The sequence below is a fragment of the Klebsiella sp. 2680 genome, from assembly GCF_900198535.1.
Taxonomy (GTDB): Bacteria; Pseudomonadota; Gammaproteobacteria; order Enterobacterales; family Enterobacteriaceae; genus Klebsiella; species Klebsiella indica.
Window position 1 is genome coordinate 421,521 of the sequence record NZ_FZNJ01000001.1, and the last position, 24,645, is coordinate 446,165.

Consider the following 24,645-nt stretch of genomic DNA (forward strand, 5'->3'; position numbering starts at 1 on the left):
CTAACCCCGCGGGGTAGCGGACGATCCCCCCAACGCCGCGAATGCCGGGACGCCCCCGGAAAAGGGCGTTATCCCGACAATACCCGCCGCCAGCACTTGCGGGATAACCTATTTCGCCGCCAGTTCCGACACCGCGAGGAAATAAGCCTCGATCGCCAGCGCCACATCGTCGACGGTAACTGACTCGGCAGGATGATGGCTGACGCCACCTTTGCAGCGAACAAACAGCATTGCCGACGGCCAGCGTTCGGCAATGGCGATGGCATCATGCCCGGCGCCGCTCGGCAGCGTCAGCGACCGCCCCTGAACCCTGCGCACCGCCGCGCTTAATACCTGCTGTAATCCGCTATCGCAGGCGGTCGCGGCAATACGGTAAAACTCTTCCGCGCGGAATCGCAACTGACGACGGGCGGCGATCTCCTCCCCCCGCATCAGCAGCGTGGTCAGGAGCGCATCCAGCGGCCGATCGTTCGGCCCGCGAATATCGAGGGTCAGCGTCACTTCGCCGGGAATAACGTTGACCGCGCCAGGCGCACAGCGCAGCGTACCCACCGTGGCAACAAGGTTCTCCCCGTACTCGCGGGTCATGGTCTCTGTCAGCACCATCCACTCTGCCGCCGCCGCCAGCGCATCTTTACGGTGGTTCATCGGCACCGTCCCCGCGTGCCCCGCCTCGCCGGTAAAGCAGCAGTTCAGGCGACGCGCGCCGTTGATCGCCTCCACCACGCCCAGCGCCAGCCCCTCCTGCTCCAGACACGGGCCCTGTTCGATATGCAGTTCCAGATAGGCGGCAATCTCCTCCACGCTGCGGGCGGCAAGATGAATGCGCGACGGATCCAGCCCGGCCAGCACCATTGCCTGCCCCACGCTGACGCCGTCGGCATCGGTCTGCGCCAGCCAGCCATCTGGCCAGGTACCGGTCAGCCCGCGACTGCCGAGCAGCGTGATACCAAAACGCGTCCCCTCTTCATCGCCAAAACCGACAATTTCTATCGCCTTCGTCAGACGCCGTCCCTGCTGATGCAGGCGATGCACCACTTCAATCGCCGTCAGCACGCCGAGCATCCCGTCGTAACGACCGGCATTGCGCACGGTGTCAAGATGCGATCCCAGCAAAATGGCGGGGGCGCCTTCCCGCTCTCCCTCGTAGCGCCCGCAAATATTGCCGACGCTGTCCTGCCAGACGATCATACCGGCCTGGGCCATCCACAACCCCACCTGCTGATTAGCCTGTAGATGCTGCGGCGACAGATATACCCGGGTCAGGGCGTCCGCTGTTTCGCTGATCGCGGCCAGCTCATCGGCGCGGGCCATCACCCGCGCAGCGACCTGCTGCATCTCCGCCTGCTGGCGTGTTGTTTGACTCATTGCGCGCTCTCGGTGCGATAGTGATCCCATGCCGCCTGCATCGCCGCACCCTGGACGGTCGGAAATTTAAGATAGTTCAGCACTGACTCCAGCGCGCTAAGCGTGGTCATCACGCAGTCTTTACGCGCGTTGTAGCCCATGGTGCCGATACGCCACACCTTGCCGTGCAGCGGGCCAAACGAGGTGCCGATTTCAATGCCGAAATCTTCCAGCATCAGTTTTCGCGCCTGGTCGCCGTTAATCCCCGGCGGGATCACCACGCCAAGCACGTTGTTCATCTTATGTTTCAGGTCACCGAACGTCTCCAGCCCCATCGCCTGAATACCTTTTACCAGCGCATCCCCGTGCAGCTTATGGCGGGCAATGCCGTTATCCAGCCCTTCCTGGAGGATCAGCCGCGCGCATTCACGGGCGGCAAACAGCGCCGAGGTGGCTTCAGTATGGTGATTGAGACGCTCCGGCCCCCAGTAATCCATAATCATGCCGAGGTCGAAGTAGTTGGAGTAGACCATCTCATCGACGCCATCGAGGTGAGCATCGGTACGGATCCCCTCTTCAACGCACTTGCGGCGGCGAATCGCCTCTTCCATCCGCGCGCTAAGGGTAATGGGCGAAGTTCCGGACGGGCCGCCGAGGCATTTTTGCATGCCCGCCGACACCGCATCCAGTTGCCAGGCGTCGGTTTCCAGCGGGTTGCCGCCCAGCGAAGCGGTCGCATCGGTATAAAACAGCACATCGTAGCGGCGACAGATTTCCCCCAGTTCCGCCAGCGGTTGCAGCATGGTAGTAGAAGTATCGCCCTGCACCGTCAGCAGCAGCCGCGGGCGCACGCTTTTGATGGCGTCTTCAATCCGGTCCGGGGTAAAGACCTCTCCCCACGGCACTTCAATGGTGTGTACCTCCGCCCGGCAGCGGCGGGCGATTTCGCACAGCAGATGACCGAAGCGGCCAAAGACCGGCACCAGCACTTTGTCCCCTGGCCTAATCGCCGAAAGCAGAATCGCTTCAATCCCCGCCCGCGAGGTACCGTCGACCAGCATCGTCCAGCGGTTTTCCGTACGGAAGACACCGCGATACAGCGCCATCACCTCATTCATGTAATGGGTCATCGCCGGGTCATACTGGCCAATAAGCTGGCTCGACATGGCGCGCAGCACGCGGGGATCGGCGTTGATCGGGCCCGGTCCCATTAGCAGCCGCGACGGAGGGTTGATTTGCGAAAACTGAGTGATATCCATCGGAAAATCCTTTAATTAGTTGAGACCGCGCACGGATGAAATAAACTGCTTCAGTTCACTGGTCTGCGGATTGGCGAACAGCGTTTTACTGTCACCCTGCTCCCAGACGCGCCCCTGATGCATAAACACCACGCGGTCGCCCACTTCGCGGGCAAAATTCATTTCATGGGTCACGAGGATCAGCGTCATACCTTCCGCCGCCAGTTGCTCCAGCACTTTGAGCACTTCGCCAACCAGTTCCGGGTCCAGCGCCGAGGTGATCTCGTCGCAGAGTAAAACTTTTGGCGACATCGCCAACGCGCGGGCAATCGCCACGCGCTGCTGCTGGCCGCCGGAAAGATTGGCCGGATAGTAATCAATCCGGTCGCCAAGCCCCACTTTTTCCAGCATCTGCCGGGCCAGTTCGCGGCACTCGGCGGCGCTCTTTTTCAGCACCCGGCGCGGGGCCAGCATCACGTTTTCCAGCGCCGTCATATGCGGGAATAGATTAAAGCTCTGGAACACCATGCCGATAGAGCGGCTGATTTCCCGCGCCTGGGAATCGCGATCGGTAATGGTCATCCCGCCGAGCTTAATGCTGCCTTCCTGATAGCCTTCAAGGCCGTTAATACAGCGCAGCAGCGTACTCTTACCTGACCCGCTGCGGCCGATAATCGAGATAACTTCACCCATATCGATATCCAGATCGACACCCTTGAGCACATGGTTATCGCCGTAATACTTCTGCATTTGATTAATGGTGATGAGAGGCATTGAACTTGTTCTCCAGATAACGACTGTAGCGGGACAGCGGATAACACAGAATGAAGTAACCCAGCGCCACCAGCGCAAAGACTTTAAACGGCTGGTAGGTCACGTTGGTCAGCATGGTGCCCGCTTTCGTGAGTTCGACGAAGCCGATAATCGACGCCAGCGCCGTACCCTTGATAACCTGAACGGCAAACCCTACCGTCGGGGCGATGGCAATACGCAGCGCCTGCGGCGCGACCACCCGATACAACGTCTGAGCAAAGCTCAGCCCCAGACAGCGCGACGCTTCCCACTGCCCTTTTGGCAGCGCGCGAATACTGCCGTGCCAGATATCGAGCAAAAAGGCGCTGGTATACAGCGTCAGCGCCAGCGACGCCGCGGTCCACGCCGACACATCAATACCAAACAGCGCCACGCCGAAAAAGGCGAGAAACAGTTGCATCAGCAGCGGCGTACCCTGAAACAGTTCGATATAGCCACGAATCAGGCGTTGCACCTGCCGCCCGCCGGTCAGGCGCAGCAGCAATAGCGGCAACGTCACCAGCGCGCCTCCGACAAAGGCCACCAGCGACAGCAGTACCGTCCAGCGCCCGGCAAGCAGCAGATTGCGGACAATGTCCCAATCGGTAAAGGTGGTCATCATGCCTGCACCCCCAGCCATTTACGCCCTGCCGCCATCAGTAACTGACGCATCGATATCGACAACACTAAATAGATCCCCGTGGTCACCAGATAGACCTCAAAGCTGAGAAAAGTGCGCGACTGAATCAGGTTGGCGGCAAAGGTCAGTTCCTCATAAGAGACCTGCGACACCACCGATGATCCGAGCATCACGATAATGCACTGGCTCACCAGCGCCGGATAAATGCGCTGTAACGCAGGCGGCAAAATCACCTGCATAAAGGTCTGCGTCCGGGTGAGTCCCAGTACCCGACCGGCTTCCCACTGCCCTTTCGGCGTCACCTGAATACCGGCGCGCACGATCTCAGTGCTGTAGGCGCCGAGATTCACCACCATCGCCAGCAGCGCGGCCTCGCCCGCCGTCATCTTTAGCCCCAGATTCGGTAAACCGAAGACGATAAAAAACAGCTGTACCACAAACGGCGTATTGCGGATCAGTTCAACATACCCGCCCCACATCCGACTAAACCAACTGGCACGCCCGCTGCGAATGGCGGCGCCGAAGATGCCCAGCGTCAGGCCGCCGATCGTCGCCAGAACCGTGAGTTGAATGGTCACCCACAGTCCCGCCAGTAGCTCCGGCCAGTGCGGCCAGAGCGCAGAGAAATGAAGTTGCTCCGTCATGCCCGGCCCTTATGCGCCGAGGCTGGCGGGCAGCGGCGCTTTCATCCACTTCTCGGACAGACCATTCAGCGTGCCGTCTTTAATACCCTGTTCAATCAGCGTATTCACCTTCGCCTTCAGCGCCGGTTCATTCTTTTTCAGGCCGATAAAGCACGGCGAATCCTTCAGCATAAAGCTCACGACCGGCGCTTTAGTGGGATTCTGGCGGGAAATGGCCGCCACCACCAGGTTGCCGGTCGCCACATACTGTACCTGGCCGGAAAGCCAGGCTGACAGCGTGGTATTGTTATCTTCGTAGCGTTTAATCTGCGCATCTTTCGGCGCCACGCTGGTCAGTACCATGTCCTCCACCGCGCCGCGGGTCACGCCAACGCTTTTACCGCTCAGCGCCGCCGGATCCTTCAGCTCCTCGCCTTTCGGGCCAAACACACCAAGGAAAAACGGCGCATAGGCGCGGCTGAAATCGATCACCTTCTCCCGTTCCGCATTTTTGCCGAGACTGGAAATCACCAGATCAACCTTATCGGTTTGCAGATACGGCACGCGGTTGGCACTGGTGACCGGCACCAGTTGCAGCTTGAGCTTCATCTCTTTGGCGAGATAGCGCGCCATATCAATGTCATAGCCCTGCGGCTGAAGGTCGGTGCCTACCGAGCCAAACGGCGGGAAATCCTGCGGCACCGCAATGCGGATAACGCCGCGCTTTTCAATATCCTGTAGCTGGTCAGCCCGCGCGGCTGACAGATTGGTTAACAGACAGGCGACCCCGGCCAGTGCGATCAACAGTTTTTTCATCGTATTTACCCGTTACGTTAGCATGAAACAAAAGATTCTTTAAATTAACTTTTGCAACTAATGTGCCAGGTAAATATCACGATAATGCAATCAGCCACTTCACAGTTAAAAGACGATAAAACAAGAAAAAAATCGACATAAAGTGGAAACAATACTGCGTTTCCTCTTTATGTCGATTGCACCAAAATAATGCAAAGCACCACGCTGGCGCCCCATTATCGCTGTTCGAGCTCATCCAGGTGCTGGTAAAGGTTGGCGATCTCGTGAATACGCGGACGGCCTTTATCGAGGATTTCGTGCAGGAAAGCATTCGCCAGCAGATTGATCAGGCTATTTACCGAGGCGTAGCTATCATAGGCCGAGACGCTATCCAGCGGCGCGCAAAGCTGCCACCGCGCCAGCGGAAACAGGCCATGCGCCTGCGGTTCGCACATTAACAATACCGGAATGCCGCGGCTCTGAAGCTGCTGCAACAGCGGACGAATAATGCGCGGACGGCGGCGAAACGCCATCACCACCACCAGGTCTTCAGCGGTTAAATCCACCAGCTCTTCGCTTAAACTTTGCCCTGGCTGCGGCAACACCTGAATCTGTCCGCGGGCCTGTAAAAGCTGCTGACGAAGATGCAGCGCCGCCGGCCAGGAGTTGCGCATACCGACGATAAAAATGCGTCGCGCGGCGACCAGCGCCTGAATCGCCCCGGCGAATTGCTGAACATCCAGGGCATTGACCCATTGCGTCAGGTTCGCCATCTCCTGTTTATAGTGGCGCGCCAGCAGCGTGTTACCCTGTACCGCATCGCGATTATCGGTGAGCGGCATTCCGCTCTGGCGCAAGGTACGCAGCTCATCGCGCATATCTTTATATTTCTCATAGCCCAGGCGCTTGAACAACCGGCTGACGGTCGCTTTCGATACGCAGCTCAGGCGCGCCAGTTCCGCGCTGTTGTAACTAATCAGATCATCGAAATGGTCGAAAATAAAATCCGCCACCCGCTGTTCCTGCGGCGATAAAGACGCGTACTGCGCTTTCAGTCGTTCATCAAGCTGTTGCATAAGACCTCTGTAACTTTCGTTTCACCGCACTATAGCGTTAACCGCTTTCATAATGCATGCCAGTTCCGCAAAAAATACGCATCGCAGACCACGGTTGAAACGTTATGTTCAGACATGGAACAGCTTTTGCAACCCCCATACGGACAATCCGCTTATTTGAGGACAACTCATGCAAAGTCATGTTGCCGCCCACGGGATGGCGGTCGCCCCCCATCATCTGGCCAGCCAGAGCGCGCTGGCGGTGCTGCGCGAAGGCGGGAGCGCGATAGAAGCCATGGTCGCCGCCGCCGCCACGATCGCCGTGGTGTACCCACATATGAATGGCCTCGGCGGCGATGGTTTCTGGCTTATCGTCCCGCCCGATGGCGACCCCATTGCCATTGATGCCAGCGGCGCTGCAGGTTCGCTGGCGACGCCCCAGGCCTATGCCGGGCTGGCGCAGATCCCCCACCGCGGCCCAAAGGCGGCGCTGACCGTAGCGGGCACCGTCAGCGGCTGGGATGAAGCGCTGAAAATTTCCCGTGATTTAACCGGTAAAGAACTGCCGCTGACGCGCCTGCTGGAAGATGCTATCGGCTACGCGGCGGACGGTATCCCGGTCACCGTCTCACAGGCCAGCGCCACAGCCGACAAACTCCACGAGCTACGTGAACAACCCGGTTTTGCCGAAACCTGGCTGGTGAATGGCCAGCCGCCGCAAGCCGGTAGCCGCTTTTTGCAACCGGCGCTGGCCAACACCTTGCGCCGGTTGACGGAGGAAGGCTTAGACAGTTTCTATCGCGGACCGCTGGCGGAGCATCTGGCGCGCGGTATGGAAAAGTACGGAATGCCCGTCACCTTAAGCGACCTGCGACACCATCGCGCACGGCGCGTGCAACCGCTCAGGCTTGAACATCAGCACGGCGAACTGTGGAATCTCGCGCCGCCCACTCAGGGACTGGTTTCACTGGCGATCCTCGGCATAACCGATCGGCTGGCCATGACCGACGCCGACGAGGCCATGACCGTCCACCGCCTTGTTGAAGCCACCAAGCTGGCTTTTGGCCTGCGCGATGCGCATATCACCGACCCGCGCCATCTGAATGTCGATATCCAAAGTCTGCTGAACCCCTCAGAGCTTCAGCCGCTGGCTGACACCATCAACGACCAGCAGGCCGCACCGTGGGGGACGGGTAAAGGTCCGGGCGATACGGTGTGGATGGGGGTAATCGATAAAAGCGGCCTTGCGGTCTCCTTTATCCAGAGTCTCTATCACGAGTTCGGCAGCGGCGTGGTGCTACCGGAAAGCGGCATTGTCTGGCAGAACCGCGGGGCGTCGTTCAGCCTCGATCCGGCTCACCTGCTGGCTCTCGCACCCGGTAAACAGCCGTTTCACACGCTCAATCCCGCCGCCGCACGACTTAACGATGGCCGGGTGATGGTTTACGGCTCAATGGGCGGAGACGGCCAGCCGCAGACCCAGGCCGCTATCTTCACCCGCTACGTGATGCAAAATGCGCCGCTACAGGAGAGCATCAGCCGACCGCGCTGGCTACTGGGGCGAACCTGGGGGCAGACCTCCGACTCACTCAAGCTGGAAGGCCGCTTCAGTACCGAAAGTATCGCCCGTCTGCGTGAACTGGGGCACGACGTTGAAATACTGACCGATTTTAGTGAAGTCATGGGCCACGCAGGGGCCGTTGTTCGCCATCCCAATGGCCTGATTGAAGGAGCCAGCGATCCGCGTAGCAACGGCTCCGCCGCCGGATATTAGGAGTCAATAATGAATATACCGCAAGCCGAATGGGACGTTTATCTTGCACAAATGGAACAATTGCTGGCGCTGGAGCTGGACGAGACCCGACGCGCTGAACTCAGATTGCAGTTTAGCCGCATTGCCGCCATGGCCGGTCCGCTGCTGGCCTTTCCCCTCGACGAACGCGTCGAAATCGCCGGAGTGTATAAAGCATGAAGCTACATGAATTAACTATCCACGACATACAGCGCGCACTGGCAAGCGGCGATCTCAGCGCCAGAGAGATTGCCCGCCATACTCTGGAGAGCATTGCGCGCGTTAACCCGCGGATCAACGCCTGGACCCACGTCAGCGAAAAGCGCATGTTCGCCGAGGCGGAGAATATTGACACCCTGCGACGGGAAAAAAAGCCCCTGCCCGCGCTGGCAGGCATTCCCTATGCGGTGAAAAATCTGTTCGATGTCGCCGGTCACACCACCCTTGCCGGCGCCCGGCTGTTTAGCGACCGATCTCCGGCCGTCGCCGATAGCTGGGCGGTGCGTCAGTTGCACAGCGCTGGCGCGCTGCTGTCCGGGATGCTGAATATGGACGCCTACGCTTACGGGTTTACGACGGAAAACAGCCATTATGGCGCAACGCATAACCCGCACGATCTTGCCAAAATCGCCGGGGGATCGTCCGGGGGATCGGCGGCGGCAGTAGCCGCGGGGCTGGTGCATTTCACGCTGGGCAGCGATACCAACGGTTCCATTCGCGTCCCGGCTTCGTTATGCGGGATCTTTGGTCTGAAACCGACATTTGGCCGTTTGTCGCGCTCCGGTAGCCATCCCTTCGTCGCCAGCCTCGACCATATTGGCCCGTTTGCCCGCTGCGTTGGCGATCTCTCCGCGGTTTATGACGCGCTACAGGGGCGCGATCCTGCCGATGGTTTTCAGGCGGACAAAGCCAGCGAACGTACCGCTAATCTTTTAACTCGCGGCATGGAGGGGTTACGCTGCGCCACGCTCGGCGGTTATTTTTCGACCTGGTGCGATAACGATGCGCGCGCGGCGGTCGCCCGCGTCGCTCAGGCGCTTGCAGCGCATGATGAGCTGAACTTCCCGGAGGCCGAACTGGCCCGTTCGGCGGCATTTATTATCAGCGCTTCAGAAGGCGGTAATCAGTATCTGCCCGAACTCCGCCGCCAGCCCGAACGTTTTGAGCCGAACTCCCGCGAACGCCTGCTGGCCGGGGCGATGATCCCGTCGGCATGGTATATTCAGGCCCAGCGCTTTCGCCGCCATGCGCAGCAGGCGTTTAAAACCCTGTTTACCCACGCCGATGTGCTGATCGCGCCAGCTACGCCATGCTGCGCCACCCCCATTGGCGCCCAATTGATGGAAATAAACGGCCAGGCGTTACCGATCCGCGCCAGTATGGGGATACTCACTCAGCCCGTCTCCTTCCTCGGACTGCCGGTGGTCACGGTGCCGCTACGCACCCCGAACGGGCAGCCGATCGGCGTGCAGTTAATTGCCGCCCCGTTTAATGAACAAGCCTGCCTGCGCGTGGCGCGGGTACTGGAAGAGATGGGCATCACCGATGCCCGCCCTGCGGAGATTGCAGCATGATGACACAAGACCATATTAACCGGCCGCTGATTCTCGCCGAGGTCACCGCGGCGTTTTACCGCTATGAGGAGGCGCTGGTAAGCAATGATGTCGAGGTGCTGGACGAGCTGTTCTGGCACGATAAACGCACGGTGCGTCTGGGAGCCGGAGAGAATCTGTACGGCATCGACGAAATCCGCGCTTTTCGCGCCGCCCGGCCTGCCGCCGGGTTGCAGCGCGAGCTGCGCCACACCACCATCACCACCTTCGGCGAAGATTACGCGGTATGCAGCACCGAATTCACCCGTGAGGGGAGCGAACGCATTGGTCGCCAGCAGCAAACCTGGGTACGTTTCCCCTTTGGCTGGCGCATCGTCGCCGCCCATGTCAGTCTGATGAGCTAGGTCTTTTGTCCCTCCGGTGACGCAGCCGGACCGGCTAAACGCCCGCCTCCGGGAGTCGCCCTCTCGTGCCAGCCCTCTCCCGAAAAGAGAGAGGGTCTCCAGCGTAGCCAGAGTTTATCTGTGGACTTTCCGGGCAGGAGGACACACGCATCCGCAGGCCATTACGCACCGAACGGATGCACCTCGCGCCAGTGATCGGCAATCTGCTGACGGGTACAGACCCATACCCGTTCATGCTGCTGAATATAGTCGAGAAAACGCTGCAATGCGCGGAAACGGCCCGGACGCCCCAGCAGGCGGCAATGCATGCCAACGGACATCATTTTCGGCGCCTGTTCTCCCTCTGCATACAGCACATCGAAGCTATCTTTCAGATAAGTGTAAAACTGCTCGGCGGTATTAAACCCCTGGGCGGTGGCGAAGCGCATGTCATTGGCATCAAGGGTATATGGCACAATCAGATGGGGTTTACGCGTGCCGTCGCTGCACGTCACCTCGCTCCAGAACGGCAGATCATCACCATAATAGTCGCTGTCATAATCAAAGCCACCGTGCTCAACCACCAGTTGCCGGGTGTTCGGGCTATCGCGCCCGGTATACCAGCCGGTGGGGGGCTTGCCGAACAGCGCGGTTAATACCTGAACCGCCTTGTTCAGGTGCGCCCGTTCCTGCTCAATGGACATATTCTGATAGTGAATCCAGCGCCAGCCGTGGCTGACCACGTCATAGTTCGCCGCCTTAATCGCCGAAACCACATCGGGATGACGCGCCAGCGCCATAGCGACGCCAAATACGGTCAGGGGCAATCCGCGCTTGCTGAACTCCCGATGAATGCGCCAGAAACCGGCGCGGCTGCCATATTCATATAACGAGTCCATCGACATGTGGCGATCGGGGTAACTGGCGGCGCCAATAATATCGGACAGGAATTGTTCGGAACCGGCATCGCCATGCAGCACGTGGTTTTCCGACCCCTCTTCATAGTTCAGCACAAACTGCACGGCTATCCGCGCGTTTTGCGGCCACCGCGCATGCGGCGGATGCTCGCCGTAGCCGCGCAGGTCGCGAGGATAATCATCTGCCAAAAATACCATCGCCTACTCCTTCAATTTAAAATGGGTTTAGCGCCTGAAATTTGCCGCTTAACGCCTTGGGTTCCGGAAATGCCAGATCGCCCTGTTTGCTGGTGGACAGCCCTAACGCCACCAGCGACTCAACCATTTTGACCGCCGCGCTGACGCCATCGATGACCGGCACCCGCAGCTCATGGGTCAGTTCCTGCGCCAGCGTCGCCATTCCGCCGCAGCCCAGTACGATAGCCCCGCAACCATCTTCTTTCAGCGCCTGGATACAGCGCGCGCGCACCTTCTCCTGCGCCATGCCGCTGCCGTCTTCCAGCGCCAGCACCGGTAAATCAATGGCGTGCAGAGCGGCGCAGTGGTGCTGAAAGCCATATTGTTGCAACAAATGGCGCGCAATAATTAAAGTTCGCGGTAGCGTGGTCACGATAGAAAACCGGGTGGCGACCAGCGTTGCCATATGCATCGCCGCTTCCGCAATCCCCACCACCGGCCCTTGCGCCAGTTCACGCGCCGCCAGCAGGCCGGGATCGCCAAAACAGGCAATCACATGGCCATCCACGCCCTGGCGACGGCCAACGGCAATCTGCTCCAGCACGCCGACGGCGGCAATGGCTTCGTCAAAGTGTCCCTCTATTGACGGCACGCCCTCGCGAGGGCAGACCGCCAGAATCTCGGTTCCCGGCGCGGCGACCGCTCTGGCTGCGGCGCCAATGGTTTCTGTCATCCCGGGACTGGTATTGGGATTAATAACTTGTATACAAACAGGCGGCATTATTGTTCCTTATAGGCGGCGAACAGCCGGGCAAAATCAGGTAAGGTGACACCAGATCGCTCAAAGCAAAGGCTGGCGACGATATGCTCAAAATGGTGCGTTAACGCGTCGCTCAGAGGCTGTAGCGCTTTGTCGCGCAGCAGTTGAATAAGCTGTTCATGATCGTCACAGCGACAGCCCTGACGCCACGGCGATCCCCATGCCGCAATCACTAATGAAGAGCGCTGGCTCAGACGGGTCACCATCTCAGTGAGCACCTGATTGCCGGAAATCGCCTGCATCTGAATATGGAACTCTGCGGAGTAGCGGATCGCCGCCGGGCCATCATAATTTTCGTGCGCCAGCTGCTCCTGACGGGTAATCGCTTCCAGCGCGGCGAGGTGCGGCGGCTGGCAGCGAGCCAGCACATCCGGCAAATTGGCCACTTCCAGCAGCGCCCGGGTACGGAAGATCTCCCGCGCCTCTTCAACCGTCGGACTGGCCACCTGTGCACCACGTTTGGGCGTTAACGTGACCATTTGCACAGTCGCGAGTCGTTGCAGCACCTTTCTGATCCCGGTGCGGCTCACGCCAAACACCTCTGCCAGCGCCTCTTCGGGCAGTTTGCTTCCCGGCGGCAACTGATGTTCGACAATCGCGGTCATCAACGCCTGATAGATTGATTCGTCTTTGTCATGCAGAGCTGGCGCGGTCTGCAGACGATGTTGATTACTCATTAACCACTCCGGTTTTAATCATTCGAACGCCAAATCGTATACATATAACGAAATTATTGCATACAAGATTATCTTTTTTGGCCTGATTCCTGCAACCGCCTCAGCGATCCATCTAACAGGGTTTTCATTGACAGGAGCAGGTTTCATGCCAAACACACACAATACCCATCAGGTTAAGGCCGCTGATCCCCACGCCGGCTACAGCCCACGCCTTAGCAATGAGGATCTGGCGCCGACGCGCGACCAGAACTGGAGCTGGTACAACATTTTCTCTTTCTGGATGTCCGATGTGCACAGCATGGGCGGATACGTGGTCGCCGCAAGCTTCTTTACTCTCGGACTGGCGAGCTGGCAGGTGCTACTGTGCCTGCTGGTGGGGATTTGTATTGTCCAGTTATGCGCGAATCTGGTGGCGAAGCCCAGCCAGATGGCCGGCGTCCCCTACGCCGTTATCTGTCGTCAGGCATTTGGCGTCTTCGGGGCCAATATTCCGGCGGTGATCCGCGGCCTGATCGCTTTTGCGTGGTACGGCATTCAGACTTACCTCGCCGCTAACGCGCTGATGCTGGTACTGCTGAAATTCAGGCCGTCGCTGTCGACGCTGACCGAAGCCAGTTTCCTTGGCCTGTCGCATCTGGGCTGGCTCTGCTTCGCCACCATGTGGCTACTGCAGGCGATGGTGTTCTGGCATGGGATGAACGCCATTAAGCGCTTTATTGATATTGCCGGTCCGGCGGTATACGTGGTGATGCTGGCGTTAGCAGGCTGGATTGTATACAAAACCGGTTTAGACGGGATCTCCTTTACCCTTGCCAGTAAATCGCTCAGCGCCGGGGAACAAACCTGGCAGATGATCACCGCCACCGCGCTGGTGGTCTCCTACTTCTCCGGTCCGCTGCTCAACTTTGGCGATTTCGCGCGCTACGGTAAAAGCATGGGCGAGATTCGCCGCGGCAACCGCTGGGGCCTGCCATTTAACTTCCTGCTGTTCTCTGTGGTTACCGTGGTGATTGTCTCCGGTACCCAGTCGCTGTTTGGCCGCATGATTACCGACCCGATTGAGACGGTAAGCCGCGTCGGCAACGATCTGGCGGTGGCGATTGGCCTGCTGACCATGATCACCGCCACCATTGGTATCAATATCGTGGCGAACTTTGTCTCCCCGGCGTTCGATTTTTCTAACTGCTCGCCGCAGAAAATCAGCTTCCGCACCGGGGGAATGATCGCCGCCGTCGGTTCAATCCTGCTGACGCCGTGGAACCTGTTTAATTCACCGGAACTTATCCACTACACCCTTGATGTGCTGGGCGCCTTTATCGGCCCGCTGTTCGGCATCCTGATTGTTGACTTCTATTTAATTAAACGCGGGCAGGTGTCGGTCAACGATTTGTTCGACGACACGCCAAAAGGCCAATACTGGTACCGCAACGGCGTTAACCCGAAAGCCATCGCCGCGCTGGTGCCCTCCGTCGCCATCGGCCTGATCATCAGTTTTATTCCGGCCCTGCATGAGGTAGCGAACTTTAGCTGGTTTATCGGCGTACTGCTGAGCGGCGCGGCCTATCGCTGGATTGCCCGCGACGAACGCGTCGGCGCCGCAGCCAGATTCAGCGCCATTGCCCAGAAAGAGTGATGACTCTCCACCGCCGCGGCCCCTGTCGCGGCGATTCGCCGCCCACGCAAACTGGCATCAATTTTGCCTGACTCATCTATCCTTTTGCTAACCCACAAGGCAGCTATGATGATTAACTACGAGACCGCAATTCGCGGCGCATTTTTTGATATCGCCGCGGTTGCCGATAGCGCCGATGATATTGCCCGCCATGCGCGCTATCTGGAAGACGGGATATTGTTTCTTCGGGATGGGCGCATTCAGGCGCTGCTGCCGTGGCAGGCGGGTGAACAGCACCTGCGGCCGCAGGAAGGCTACCGCGATCTGCGCGGTAAACTGTTGCTACCCGGCTTTGTCGATGCGCACGTACACTACCCGCAAACCGAGATGATTGGCGCGTTTGGCGAACAACTGCTGGAGTGGCTCACCACTTATACCTTTCCGGTGGAGAGCCAGTTTGCCAATGCCGACTATGCCGCGGAGATCGCCCAATTTTTCGTTAACCAGCTGCTGAGCCACGGCACCACCACCGCGCTGGTATTTTGCACCGTGCACCCTGAATCGGTGGATGCGCTGTTTAACGAAGCGCTGCGGCTGAATATGCGCCTGCTCGCCGGGAAAGTGATGATGGACCGCCACGCGCCGAACTATCTTAGCGAAAGCGCGGAGCAAAGTTACCAACAAACTCGAGAGCTTATTGCGCGCTGGCACCGGCGGGGCCGCCTCGGCTACGCTATTACGCCACGCTTCGCGCCGACCTCGACGCCTGAGCTGCTGGCGGCGGTGCAACAATTGCGGGAAGAGTTTCCTGATACCTGGCTGCATACGCATCTGAGCGAAAACCTCAATGAAGTGGCATGGGTAAAAAGCCTGTGGCCAGAGCATGAGCATTATCTTGATGTCTACCATCACTATCGACTCACCGGCGAACGCAGCGTGTTTGCCCACGGTATTCATCTTGCGGATGCCGAGTGGCAATGTCTGCACGAAACCGGTTCAGCGCTGGCCTTTTGCCCGACGTCAAACCTGTTTCTCGGCAGCGGGCTGTTTCGTTTAGCCACCTGCTGGCAGAAAAAGGTACGGATGGGCATCGGCAGCGATGTCGGGGCTGGCACAACGTTCAGTATGCTGCGTACTCTGGGCGAGGCTTACAAAGTTGGCCAGTTGCAAAGCTATCGTCTGCGCGCCAGCGAAGCGTTTTACCATGCCACCCTCGGCGGCGCGCATGCTCTGCGTCTTGATGAGAAAATTGGTAATTTTCAGCCGGGCAAAGAGGCCGATTTTGTGGTTATTGACCGGGCGGTCACGCCGCTGCAGCGCTTACGCAGCGAACGGTGCAACGATATCTACGAGCAGTTGTTCGTCCTGATGACCCTGGGAGATGAACGAAATATCAGCGAGACATGGGTGAACGGCGAACGCGTATGGGGAGATGCGGCTGCGGAGTAACACTTTTTCCGGGAGCATCGCGGTGCTCTGACGGTGCAGTGTCCGGCTGGCTGAGCGGTTCTGTCAATCGGTGGTTCTGGCGAAAATGGCATTTTTCGTTTTCACCTGGTTTGGCTTAGTGGCCTGTTCCGTTCACTATAAATACGCGGATATTCGTTATATCCACAGCGTGTGAACGGGCAGGGGGACGTTTCGCCCGTCCCCCTGCACCCCCGGCATGGCGCTGAAAACCTGCCGCTGCGCGGTCCGCTCCACTCCGGCTTCATCTGGCGGACCGGGCGGGACTCGACGCTACTCGTCCCATCCCTGGGACTCGCCCTTCCAGGGCCAGCGCAAGCGCTGTTCAAAATTGCTCCCGGCAATTTTGTCCCTGTCTCGACCCGCCCTCTGGCCGCCGTCCTGGCGGCCAGTCCTGGATGCGCGCCTGCGTTCCCGCCAGGTTTCCTTGATGCGCCCAACCCCCATGCGGTGAGTCCGTTATTCGTCAGGGGCTTTTCAGAGGCTGAAAATCATAAAAAAGTTATATCTTTTATATTTCAGCCCGTATCAGCTCAGTAACCGAATCAGATTTTCGTTTAAACCACCGATAATGCGATTGCCACAGGCAAATAAAACAGAAAACAACACCGATGATTTGCTTAAGTGCACGGCATTACTGGGGGACTGAAATCAGCTGCCGCGATAGGTTGACCAACCGCCAGGAGCAATTAAAAACGGCAAATGATAGTGATCGCCTGCCGCCTCACGAATAGCAAAATCAATCTGCGCATTCAGATATAGCGTATCGCGCCCGCTGGCGGCAAACCACTCGCCAATCTCCGCCGTCAGCCGGTAGCGCCCTGTCGCCAGCGACCCACCGCTCAGTTCACCAATACGACCATTATCATCAGTAATACCGCTGGCTATCCGCGCCCCTTCCCGTTCCAGCACAACTTTCACCCCCTGTGCCGGCAGGCCCGTGGAGATATCCAGAATATGGGTGCTTAACGTACTCATTCGCCAATGACTCCTTGCAGTCTTAATAAGGTGATTTCGCGCAACTGCGCTAACGCTTCCTGTACCTCTTCGCTATCACTGTTATGCAAACGCCGCGACAGCGCCTGTAAAATCGCCTCCCCGCTGCGCCCTTTCGCGCGAATCAAAAATACCCGCCCGAATCGGGCTTCATAGCGGGCGTTACCCGCCAGAAGCGCCTGCGTCAGGCGGGCGTCGCGGTCATCAACGTCCCCCTGCTCCTGACGCGATAACGCCGCGTGCGCCTGTTGCCCGACGGGTTTCTCGCCGATACGCGGATGCGCGCTCAGCGCCTGAGTTAACTCCGCTTCGCCCCACTCAGCCATCAGCTGCCGCGCGGCGGTGAGCAACTCGTGGCGGTTACGCCAGGGACGGCCGTCAACCAGCGCCGCCGTCCAGCCGGGAACGGCAACGCAGGGCGCCAGCAGTGAGGCCGCTTCTTCCCCGCTAAGCTGGTTAAAGTGATTCAGCGCGATCATCGTTGCTCCTTGTTGTCGCCCCCACGGCCTGTTTCTCTTGCGGAATAATCAGGTTCAGCACAATGGCCACCAGACCGCCGCTGGTCGCCGCGGAACCGAACAGGTTACCCACAATCGACGGAAAATGGGACAGCGACGCGGGAACGGCCTCAATCCCCAGACCAAACCCAAAGGCCAGGCCGACAATCAGCATATCGCGGCGGGTCAATGGATTCTGGGTAATGATGCGGATCCCCGCCGCGACGACGCAGCCAAACATCACCATCGTCGCGCCGCCGAGCACCGGGGCCGGGATCTGGCGCAGAACATCGCCAAACGGCGGAAACAGGCCGAGCAGAATCAAAATTACGCCGATATAACGTCCGACATAGCGGCTGGCGACACCAGTCATCTGAATCACGCCGTTATTTTGCGCAAAAGTAGTATTAGGGAACGCGCACAGCATCGCTGCCACCATACAGCTGATCCCGTCGGCAAGAATACCGCCTTTCAGTCGCGAACGAAAAGCGCCGTCATCAATAGACTGCTTAGAGATAAGGCAGTTGGCAGTTAAGTCGCCGACTGCTTCAAGAATGCAGACCAGCGACACCAGCGCAACGGGTAAAAAGATGGCGCTGTTAAACTGAAAACCAAACGGAAACAGTTGCGGCATACGGAACCAGACATCGCCAATACCTTTAAGCTGAAATGTGCCGCTAAGCGCCGCCGCCAGGCAGCCCACGGCGATCCCCACCACCACCGAAGAGAGACGCAGCCAGCGGTTTTTCGCGCAACTCAGCAAAACAATCGTCCCCAGCGTGGCCGCTCCGAGGGCGATATTGCCCATACTGGCGAACGCTTTTGTCTGTTCACCGCCGCACCAGTTAATCACGCTGACTTTAATCAGGCTCATACCGATCAGCGCAATCACGCTACCGGTAATAATTGGCGTAAAAATCCGCTTCAGCGGTTCAATAAAGCGGCTGACAACGCAGGGAACCAACGCGGCAACGAAATTCACGCCAAACAGCATAGCCATAATATCCTGCGGCGTTCCCCCCTGCCCCTTGACCCACATCCCCCCCGCAATCGCCACACCGAGAAACGCGAAGCTGGTGCCCTGCATACAGATCATCCCGGCGCCGATTCCCCAGACCCGGTTAGATTGTAAAAAGGTGCCAATACCGGATGCCAGCAGAGACATACTGATTAACCAGGGCAGCCACTCCCCCAGCCCCAGAGAGGTGCCGATAATCAACGGCGGCGTGATGATACCCACCAGCCCGGCCAGCACGTGCTGTAAGGCGCTAAAAAATGCCGGAAGCGGCAGAATCCGCTGATCCAGGCCATACAGTAAGCCACCGTTCTTTTCATCTGACATGGTCGTTCCACCCTGTTACCAATAAGCGTACTGTGTCGGGTGCACAAAACAGGCCAAAATCGCTCACATCTGAGCAACATTTGCTTCTTTTTTATATTTTTCAACCAAATAGAATGTTTCCGCGCCGCCCCATCGTCCACTAGGCGGCCATAACGCCAGTGAAACATTAGATTCTTAATGGCCAGTAAAGAAATTATTGATTCATAAAAAGGCAATAAAAACGCTTTTATGCACCAATTTAAAGCATCCGCACCGTTACCGAAAGCACCAGCCCGTGAAATGCGCGCCTGTGACATTGTGGTACGCAAATTGCTCAAGCCTGTAACGACGTATGTAAAGGAGAAGTAAATGAAAGCATTAGTTATCGGCGGCGGAATTGGCGGCCTGAGCGCGGCGGTTGCATTGAAAAACGCAGGTATCGACTGCGACGTTTTTGAGGCAGTAAAAGAAATTAAGCCGGTCGGCGCGGCGATCTCCATCTGGCCTAATGGCGTTAAGTGTATGAAACATTTAGGCATGGGCGATATTATTGAGAGCTACGGCGGCCCGATGCATTTTCTGGCTTACAAGGATTATCAGCGAGGGGAGATCCTTACTCAATTCAGCCTCTCCCCTCTGGTGGCGCGAACCGGGGGCCGCCCCTGCCCGGTTTCCCGCGCCGAATTACAACGTGAAATGCTCAATTTCTGGGGACGCGATAGCGTGCAGTTTGGTAAACGCGTCACCCGCTGCGAAGAAAATGCTGACGGCGTTCGCGTCTGGTTTACCGATGGTTCAACGGCGCAGGGGGATTTTCTGATTGCCGCCGACGGTAGCCATTCGGCGCTGCGTCCGTATGTGCTCGGCTATACCCCCGAGCGCCGCTATGCAGGCTACGTGAACTGGAACGGTCTGGTGGAAATTGATGAAGCGATTGCCCCCGGCAATCAATGGACCACCTTTGTCGGTGAGGGGAAACGCGTCTCGCTGATGCCGGTTTCCAGTGGACGATTTTACTTTTTCTTTGATGTTCCGCTACCGGCGGGGCTTGCCGAGGATCGCAGCACCCTGCGGGCGGATCTTAGCCGTTACTTCAGCGGTTGGGCGCCCCAGGTGCAGAAACTGATTGCCTCCCTTGACCCGCAAACCACCAACCGGATTGAAATCCATGATATCGAGCCGTTTGATAAGCTGGTGCGCGGCAAGGTGGCGCTGCTGGGCGACGCCGGGCACAGCACCACGCCGGATATCGGCCAGGGCGGCTGCGCGGCGATGGAAGATGCGGTGGTACTGGGAGATCTGTTCCGCCAGAGCCACGACATTGCCAATGTGTTGCAGCAGTACAACGTACTGCGCTGTGACCGGGTTCGCGATCTGGTGCTGAAGGCACGTAAACGTTGTGATGTAACGCACGGTAAGGATATGGCGCTGACGGAAGCCTGGTATCAGGAGCTGAAAACCGAGACCGGGGAGCGAATTATCAACGGCCTGTGCGAAACCATTCAGGGCGGTCCGCTGGGGTAAGCGTTGTAAGTCCGCCGGTTAAGTACGAGTACGGTGTTACGATCGCTCCATCGCCCCGGCCTGCATCTCCTCAATAACCACCGTCAGTTTCTGGATGGCCATTTGCGCCGGGCGGGAAAGCTGACGCGAGGGGGCTGTGCATAAGGCCAGGGTCAACGGCCGCAGCAGCGTATTACGCAGCGGGACAAACGCCAGTTGCCCGCTTTTTACCTCATCGAAAACGTCCAGGCGACTGAGGATCGTCACGCCACTGCCTTTAAGCACCAGCGATTTTATCAGCCGGATATCGTTGCAGTTGATGCTGTTCGCCGGAGAAAAATCGTAGTGGCGATAGAGCATCGCCACGCGTTCGTGCACAATCAGCGGCGCGCCGGGGACGATATGTCGTGCTTCACTCAACTCCCCCAATGACAGCCTCGCGCTCTGTGCCAGAGGATGGGCAGGCGACATGATCACGCCCATCGCCAGTTCAGCAAAAGCCAGCACGCTCAGCCCCGCCTGGCCTTCCGGATCAAGAATCAAACCAAAATCGAGATCCGCCTGGCGCACCTTCTGGCTGACCGTGTGACTATCCGCCACCTGCAGATTCAGCTCCAGCCACGGCCAGTGGGCAATAATATCCGCCAGCGCGGTGGCAAAGCATCCCTCCGCCAGCGCCTGAACCATCCCGACGCTGACGGTGCCCCGCTTAAGCCCCTGAAGCTCATCAAACTTTTGTCGCGTCAGACGGAACTCCTTTTGCCAGCGCAACAGATTATCGTATAGCAGTTCCCCGGCGGTCGTCATACGCAACCCTTCCGGCAGGCGCTCAAACAGCGCGGTGCCAAATGCGTCTTCCGCCTGCAAAATTTGCCGGTTAATGGCCGAAGCGGAAATGTGCAGTTTTTCCGCCGCTCGCCGCAGACTCCCGCAGCGGGCCACTTCGGCAAAGTAGATAGCAAAACGCGAAAATGGGCTCATCTTTTACCTGTTCTCTTTTTTGCAACGGATTGCTGAATTAATGCTGATGGATGTCAACACCCTAATATGGCAACAATAAACTCACAACAATTAAACAAATGTTTTTGTGAGCAGGAAGAGAAGCCATGAACAGACAGCACCCCACGCCCCCCGCCCATTGCACTTTTGAGCCTGAGGACTGGCTACGGCTGGCAAAATGCTGGCACCCGGTGGCCCGCGCCTGCGATGTCGGGCCTGCGCCAGTGAAGGCCACGCTGCTTGATGAGCAGTTGGTTATTTATCGCATTAAAGATCAGGTGGTTGTCGCTCGCGATGTTTGCCCTCATCGTGGCGTGCCGCTGACGCTGGGATTTCACGATGAAGAAGGGATCGTCTGTCCCTATCACGGTCTGCGCTTCGGCGAAGGAGGCCGCTGTAATCGCATCCCTTCCAGCCCCAATCAGCCAGTGCCGGCAAAGCTCAATCTCACCAGTTTTGCGGTGGAAGAGCGTTATGGCCTGATCTGGACCTGCCTGGCGTTCGACCCGGACAATCCAATGCCGCTGCCGGTGATGCCGCACTGGCACGACGATGGCTTTCAGCAAATCAACTGTCCGGCATTTGACGTCAACGGTTTTGCCGGTCGCCAGGTCGAGGGATTCCTCGATGTCGCCCATTTTGCATGGATCCATACCGATACCTTCGCCGACCCGGATAACCAGGTCGTACCGGACTACAATCCGCAGGAGACCGAATTTGGTTTTATTGCCGATTACTGGAGTTCCGTCGGCAACTATCCTGCCAGTGCCGGATTTCGTGCGCCTGAGGGCTTTCAGTGGCTGCGCCATTTCGAAATGCATCTGCCGTTTACCGCCACCCTGACGATTCATTTTCCCGGTGACGCCAGGCTGGTAATTATGAACGCCGCCTCGCCGGTTTCATCGCGGATAACCCGGATGTTCGCGCCTATCGCGCGCAATTACGACCTCCATGTGCCGGTGGAAGAGGTTCACGCGTTTAATCTGCGCGTCTTTGAGGAAGATCGCCTGATGGTGGAGACTCAGCGTCCGGAAAGATTACCGCTGGATTTAACACTCGAAGCGCATATTCCCGCCGATCGCAGCTCCATCGCCTATCGACGCGGGCTGAAGAAAATGGGCTTCGGCGACTTTTTCCTCGTGTAAGTGGAGAAAATAATGAGTGATGTAATCGAGGTTATCGTTGACGGCCTCTGGCGCCAGGGGAGCCAGAGCCTCGCCGTCCGGCTGGTGGCGCAGAGCGGCCAGCCGCTTCCGGCGTGGCAGCCCGGCGCGCATATTGATGTTCACCTGCCCTGCGGGATGATTCGCCAGTATTCGCTCACCGGTCCTGAGACTGTTGACGATGGCTACCTGATTTGCGTGGCGCTGGAGAACGCCTCTCGCGGCGGCTCTCGTTACATTCACCAGCAGTTACGTCCCGGCCAGACGCTGCTGATTTCTCGCCCGCGAAATCTGTTTCCTTTATGCCCTGCGCAACGGGTGACGCTGCTGGCCGCCGGGATCGGTATTACGCCGCTGTATGCGATGGCGCTCAAACTGGACGCGCAAGGGGTGCCTTTTACGCTGCACTATTATCTGAAAAGCCGCGCACAGGGGGCCTTTGTGCGCGAACTGCAGCAACGCTTCAGCGCCGACAGGGTAATCATTCACTGCTCCAGCGACGGGGACAGCGCACGGCATAATCTGGCCCCGGCGCTGATTGATGCGGATAGCGGACAGGCTCTTTATCTCTGCGGGCCGACGGGATTTATGGCCACCGCGCGCCAGGTCGCGCTGGATAAAGGCTGGTCAGAAAGCCAAATCCATAGTGAAGCATTTCAGCCCACCGCCACGGCATCCACTGCGCAGGAGGGGGACGCCTTTATCGTGACCCTTGCTTCGTCGGGCGAACAGTGGCCAGTGCCTGCAGACAAAACCATTGCTCAGGTACTACAGGAGAATGGCGTCGCGGTTCCGCTCTCCTGCGAAATGGGGATTTGCGGTGCCTGCCTGACGCCGGTCATCGAAGGGATTGTCGACCATCGCGATACCGTGCAGTCAGAGGCGGAAAAATCCGCCAGCGCGCAGCAGATTGCCCTGTGTTGTTCCCGCAGTCGATCGGCGACTTTATGCATTGATTTATGACGACTGCCTTAGCCAACGAAAAGTCATGCCTCGCCCGTAACGTCGATATCCTTCGCTCCGCTCTCCGGTCAGACGGGCTGGCGACATTGACGTTCCGCCGTTCTCGCCGACGGGCGATCGCCAGGGTTACGTTGACAAACTACCGGTAAAATCCGCGGCGCTGAGGAGCGGAGCGTCTTGCGTTATCGGGCGCCAGGCATGACATGCCGCCCGGTTTGCCGCATGCCCTACCGCAGCGCGGCCCGGAACGGGCCGCATCATTGTGTCATTGCCAGTAGGCATCGTCCGCCTTTGGCCTATCCTGGCGCTGGCAGATTTCTATCAGTTGCTCCGCCATCCAGCGGTGACATTTTTCCTGTCCCGCCGTTTCATGCCATGAGAGGTAACAGGTTCGATTGTTCATGTCTAAAGGCAGCGGCAGCAGTTCCAGCGCAAATTGCCCGGCAAACTCTCTGGCCAGCCACTCCGGGGCGATAGCCACCATGTCGGTTCGCGAGACAATATTCAGCACGCTCACCATGGCGTTACCGTGAAAAGCGATGCAGGCCTGTTGTTCCGCGGAGCTATACCAGGGATAGCTAAAAGAAGCATAGCGATCCAGTGCCACCGCGGCATGCTGCTCTTGATAAATACCCTGTTCAGTCAACGGCGCTGCGATGCGCGGATGCTTGCGCCGGGCAACTAATACCATCTCATCGTTAAACAACGGAACGCTGGTAAATTCCGGGTGATTAAATTTGTTGTAGTCGATAACAAACTCAACTTCCTGGTAGCGCAACTGGTTGATAACCTGCTGACTCAGTGAAGATTTAAATGTTAATTTGACCCGCGGCGCTGTCTGGCTAATTTTATTGAATATCAACGGGGTCAAAGCGTTATCCAGAGGGCTACAAACGCAAAGATTATAAATATGCTCATAGTCCTGCGGATCAAAAAGCGTATCCGGCAACTCGTTTTGCACCAGCTGTAGCGCGCGACGAACCGAACTGCAAAGCTGAAAAGCGCGATCTGTGGGTTTGATCCCTCGGCCATTGCGGACAAACAGCTCATCCTTAAACAACTTTTTCAGGCGGGAAACCGCGCTGCTGACCGCGGGTTGCGACATTCCCAGCACATGCGCAGCTTTGGTTAAGCTTTGTTCCCGCATCACAATATCAAAGATAGTCAGAAGATTAAGATCCACTTTCCGCAATACGGGTTGCAGATCTTTCGGTTCTGCGGTTGGTTTAAATATTATATTGTCGTTCATGTTGGCAACTCCACCAGCACATTAATCAGCGATTCTGCTTCGTAACACTGAGACCTTTTGCCAAAG

23 protein-coding genes and 1 pseudogene are annotated in these 24,645 nt (G+C 58.0%); 9 read left to right on the forward strand and 15 right to left on the reverse strand.

Features of this window, described 5'->3' with window-relative positions; genetic code table 11:
• Nucleotides 1–108: 108 nt before the first annotated feature.
• From hpxK to hpxU, 7 genes are all read right to left on the reverse strand, one after another.
• Nucleotides 109–1,368, reverse strand: coding sequence for an allantoate amidohydrolase (hpxK, locus tag FN037_RS02110; protein ID WP_142501449.1), 1,260 nt, complete (start codon nucleotides 1,366–1,368; stop codon nucleotides 109–111).
• A complete protein-coding gene (locus FN037_RS02115; RefSeq protein WP_138360301.1) occupies nucleotides 1,365–2,606 on the reverse strand; it encodes a pyridoxal-phosphate-dependent aminotransferase family protein in 1,242 nt (413 codons plus the stop codon). The genes hpxK and FN037_RS02115 overlap by 4 nt, the downstream gene beginning before the upstream one ends.
• A 15-nt stretch (nucleotides 2,607–2,621) precedes the next feature.
• Complete coding sequence (locus FN037_RS02120) at nucleotides 2,622–3,359, reverse strand: amino acid ABC transporter ATP-binding protein (protein ID WP_138360300.1); 738 nt, start codon at nucleotides 3,357–3,359, stop codon at nucleotides 2,622–2,624.
• A complete protein-coding gene (locus tag FN037_RS02125) occupies nucleotides 3,340–3,996 on the reverse strand; it encodes an amino acid ABC transporter permease (RefSeq protein ID WP_171034849.1) in 657 nt (218 codons plus the stop codon). Before FN037_RS02125 ends, FN037_RS02120 begins: the two co-directional genes overlap by 20 nt.
• Nucleotides 3,996–4,661: an amino acid ABC transporter permease gene (locus FN037_RS02130; RefSeq protein ID WP_138360298.1), complete on the reverse strand. Its 666-nt coding sequence runs from the start codon at nucleotides 4,659–4,661 to the stop codon at nucleotides 3,996–3,998. The genes FN037_RS02125 and FN037_RS02130 overlap by 1 nt, the downstream gene beginning before the upstream one ends.
• A gap of 9 nt (nucleotides 4,662–4,670) precedes the next feature.
• The gene (locus FN037_RS02135) at nucleotides 4,671–5,456 is read right to left on the reverse strand and encodes a transporter substrate-binding domain-containing protein (RefSeq protein WP_138360297.1); all 786 of its coding nucleotides are present in this window, start codon (nucleotides 5,454–5,456) and stop codon (nucleotides 4,671–4,673) included.
• 215 nt (nucleotides 5,457–5,671) lie between these two features.
• Nucleotides 5,672–6,511, reverse strand: coding sequence for a MurR/RpiR family transcriptional regulator HpxU (gene hpxU, locus FN037_RS02140; RefSeq protein WP_138360296.1), 840 nt, complete (start codon nucleotides 6,509–6,511; stop codon nucleotides 5,672–5,674).
• A gap of 169 nt (nucleotides 6,512–6,680) precedes the next feature.
• On the opposite strand from hpxU, the gene hpxW reads away from it, so the two are divergent.
• Genes hpxW through hpxZ form a run of 4 tightly spaced genes read left to right on the forward strand, consistent with a single transcriptional unit; the run spans nucleotide 6,681 to nucleotide 10,239 of the window.
• Entirely contained in the window at nucleotides 6,681–8,264 is a 1,584-nt protein-coding gene (hpxW, locus tag FN037_RS02145; RefSeq protein ID WP_142501450.1) for an oxamate amidohydrolase, read from the forward strand.
• A 9-nt stretch (nucleotides 8,265–8,273) separates the two neighbouring features.
• A complete protein-coding gene (hpxX, locus tag FN037_RS02150) occupies nucleotides 8,274–8,462 on the forward strand; it encodes an oxalurate catabolism protein HpxX (RefSeq protein ID WP_138360294.1) in 189 nt (62 codons plus the stop codon).
• Entirely contained in the window at nucleotides 8,459–9,856 is a 1,398-nt protein-coding gene (locus tag FN037_RS02155) for an AtzE family amidohydrolase (RefSeq protein WP_138360293.1), read from the forward strand. Before hpxX ends, FN037_RS02155 begins: the two co-directional genes overlap by 4 nt.
• Nucleotides 9,853–10,239, forward strand: coding sequence for an oxalurate catabolism protein HpxZ (hpxZ, locus tag FN037_RS02160; RefSeq protein ID WP_171034841.1), 387 nt, complete (start codon nucleotides 9,853–9,855; stop codon nucleotides 10,237–10,239). Before FN037_RS02155 ends, hpxZ begins: the two co-directional genes overlap by 4 nt.
• A 161-nt stretch (nucleotides 10,240–10,400) precedes the next feature.
• Here the strand turns inward: hpxZ and puuE are convergent, their stop codons facing one another.
• From puuE to FN037_RS02175, 3 genes and pseudogenes are all read right to left on the reverse strand, one after another.
• A complete protein-coding gene (gene puuE / locus FN037_RS02165; RefSeq protein ID WP_241675621.1) occupies nucleotides 10,401–11,300 on the reverse strand; it encodes an allantoinase PuuE in 900 nt (299 codons plus the stop codon).
• Nucleotides 11,218–12,093: pseudogene (gene hpxA / locus FN037_RS02170) on the reverse strand (allantoin racemase). Before hpxA ends, puuE begins: the two are co-directional and overlap by 83 nt.
• Nucleotides 12,093–12,809, reverse strand: a complete 717-nt coding sequence (locus FN037_RS02175; RefSeq protein ID WP_142501452.1) for a GntR family transcriptional regulator — start codon at nucleotides 12,807–12,809, stop codon at nucleotides 12,093–12,095. Before FN037_RS02175 ends, hpxA begins: the two are co-directional and overlap by 1 nt.
• 145 nt (nucleotides 12,810–12,954) lie before the next feature.
• On the opposite strand from FN037_RS02175, the gene FN037_RS02180 reads away from it, so the two are divergent.
• Nucleotides 12,955–14,442 (forward strand): NCS1 family nucleobase:cation symporter-1, encoded by a 1,488-nt coding sequence (locus FN037_RS02180; RefSeq protein WP_142501453.1) that lies wholly within the window; start codon nucleotides 12,955–12,957, stop codon nucleotides 14,440–14,442.
• Between the two features lie 108 nt (nucleotides 14,443–14,550).
• Complete coding sequence (gene guaD / locus FN037_RS02185) at nucleotides 14,551–15,870, forward strand: guanine deaminase (RefSeq protein WP_142501864.1); 1,320 nt, start codon at nucleotides 14,551–14,553, stop codon at nucleotides 15,868–15,870.
• 669 nt (nucleotides 15,871–16,539) lie between these two features.
• On the opposite strand, the gene uraH is transcribed toward guaD, so the two are convergent.
• Genes uraH through FN037_RS02205 form a run of 3 tightly spaced genes read right to left on the reverse strand, consistent with a single transcriptional unit; the run spans nucleotide 16,540 to nucleotide 18,723 of the window.
• Nucleotides 16,540–16,866 (reverse strand): hydroxyisourate hydrolase, encoded by a 327-nt coding sequence (uraH, locus tag FN037_RS02195; protein WP_138360287.1) that lies wholly within the window; start codon nucleotides 16,864–16,866, stop codon nucleotides 16,540–16,542.
• Nucleotides 16,863–17,363 carry a 2-oxo-4-hydroxy-4-carboxy-5-ureidoimidazoline decarboxylase gene (uraD, locus tag FN037_RS02200; RefSeq protein WP_138360286.1) on the reverse strand — a complete coding sequence of 167 codons (501 nt, stop codon included), beginning with the start codon at nucleotides 17,361–17,363 and terminating at the stop codon, nucleotides 16,863–16,865. The genes uraH and uraD overlap by 4 nt, the downstream gene beginning before the upstream one ends.
• A complete protein-coding gene (locus FN037_RS02205) occupies nucleotides 17,341–18,723 on the reverse strand; it encodes a nucleobase:cation symporter-2 family protein (RefSeq protein WP_138360285.1) in 1,383 nt (460 codons plus the stop codon). Before FN037_RS02205 ends, uraD begins: the two co-directional genes overlap by 23 nt.
• Before the next feature lie 348 nt (nucleotides 18,724–19,071).
• Between FN037_RS02205 and hpxO the strand changes: the two genes are divergently transcribed.
• Nucleotides 19,072–20,226 (forward strand): FAD-dependent urate hydroxylase HpxO, encoded by a 1,155-nt coding sequence (hpxO, locus tag FN037_RS02210; protein WP_138360284.1) that lies wholly within the window; start codon nucleotides 19,072–19,074, stop codon nucleotides 20,224–20,226.
• A 36-nt stretch (nucleotides 20,227–20,262) separates the two neighbouring features.
• Here the strand turns inward: hpxO and hpxR are convergent, their stop codons facing one another.
• Nucleotides 20,263–21,186, reverse strand: coding sequence for a LysR family hpxDE operon transcriptional regulator HpxR (hpxR, locus tag FN037_RS02215; protein WP_138360283.1), 924 nt, complete (start codon nucleotides 21,184–21,186; stop codon nucleotides 20,263–20,265).
• Nucleotides 21,187–21,311: 125 nt separating this feature from the next.
• Here hpxR and hpxD point away from each other — a divergent pair, with 125 nt between their 5' ends.
• Nucleotides 21,312–22,349: a molybdenum cofactor-independent xanthine hydroxylase subunit HpxD gene (hpxD, locus tag FN037_RS02220; RefSeq protein WP_142501455.1), complete on the forward strand. Its 1,038-nt coding sequence runs from the start codon at nucleotides 21,312–21,314 to the stop codon at nucleotides 22,347–22,349.
• A 12-nt stretch (nucleotides 22,350–22,361) separates the two neighbouring features.
• Nucleotides 22,362–23,330 carry a PDR/VanB family oxidoreductase gene (locus tag FN037_RS02225; protein ID WP_142501456.1) on the forward strand — a complete coding sequence of 323 codons (969 nt, stop codon included), beginning with the start codon at nucleotides 22,362–22,364 and terminating at the stop codon, nucleotides 23,328–23,330.
• 265 nt (nucleotides 23,331–23,595) lie between these two features.
• Here FN037_RS02225 and leuO read toward each other — a convergent pair whose 3' ends face one another.
• Nucleotides 23,596–24,579: a transcriptional regulator LeuO gene (leuO, locus tag FN037_RS02230; protein WP_142501457.1), complete on the reverse strand. Its 984-nt coding sequence runs from the start codon at nucleotides 24,577–24,579 to the stop codon at nucleotides 23,596–23,598.
• Nucleotides 24,580–24,645: the final 66 nt, after the last annotated feature.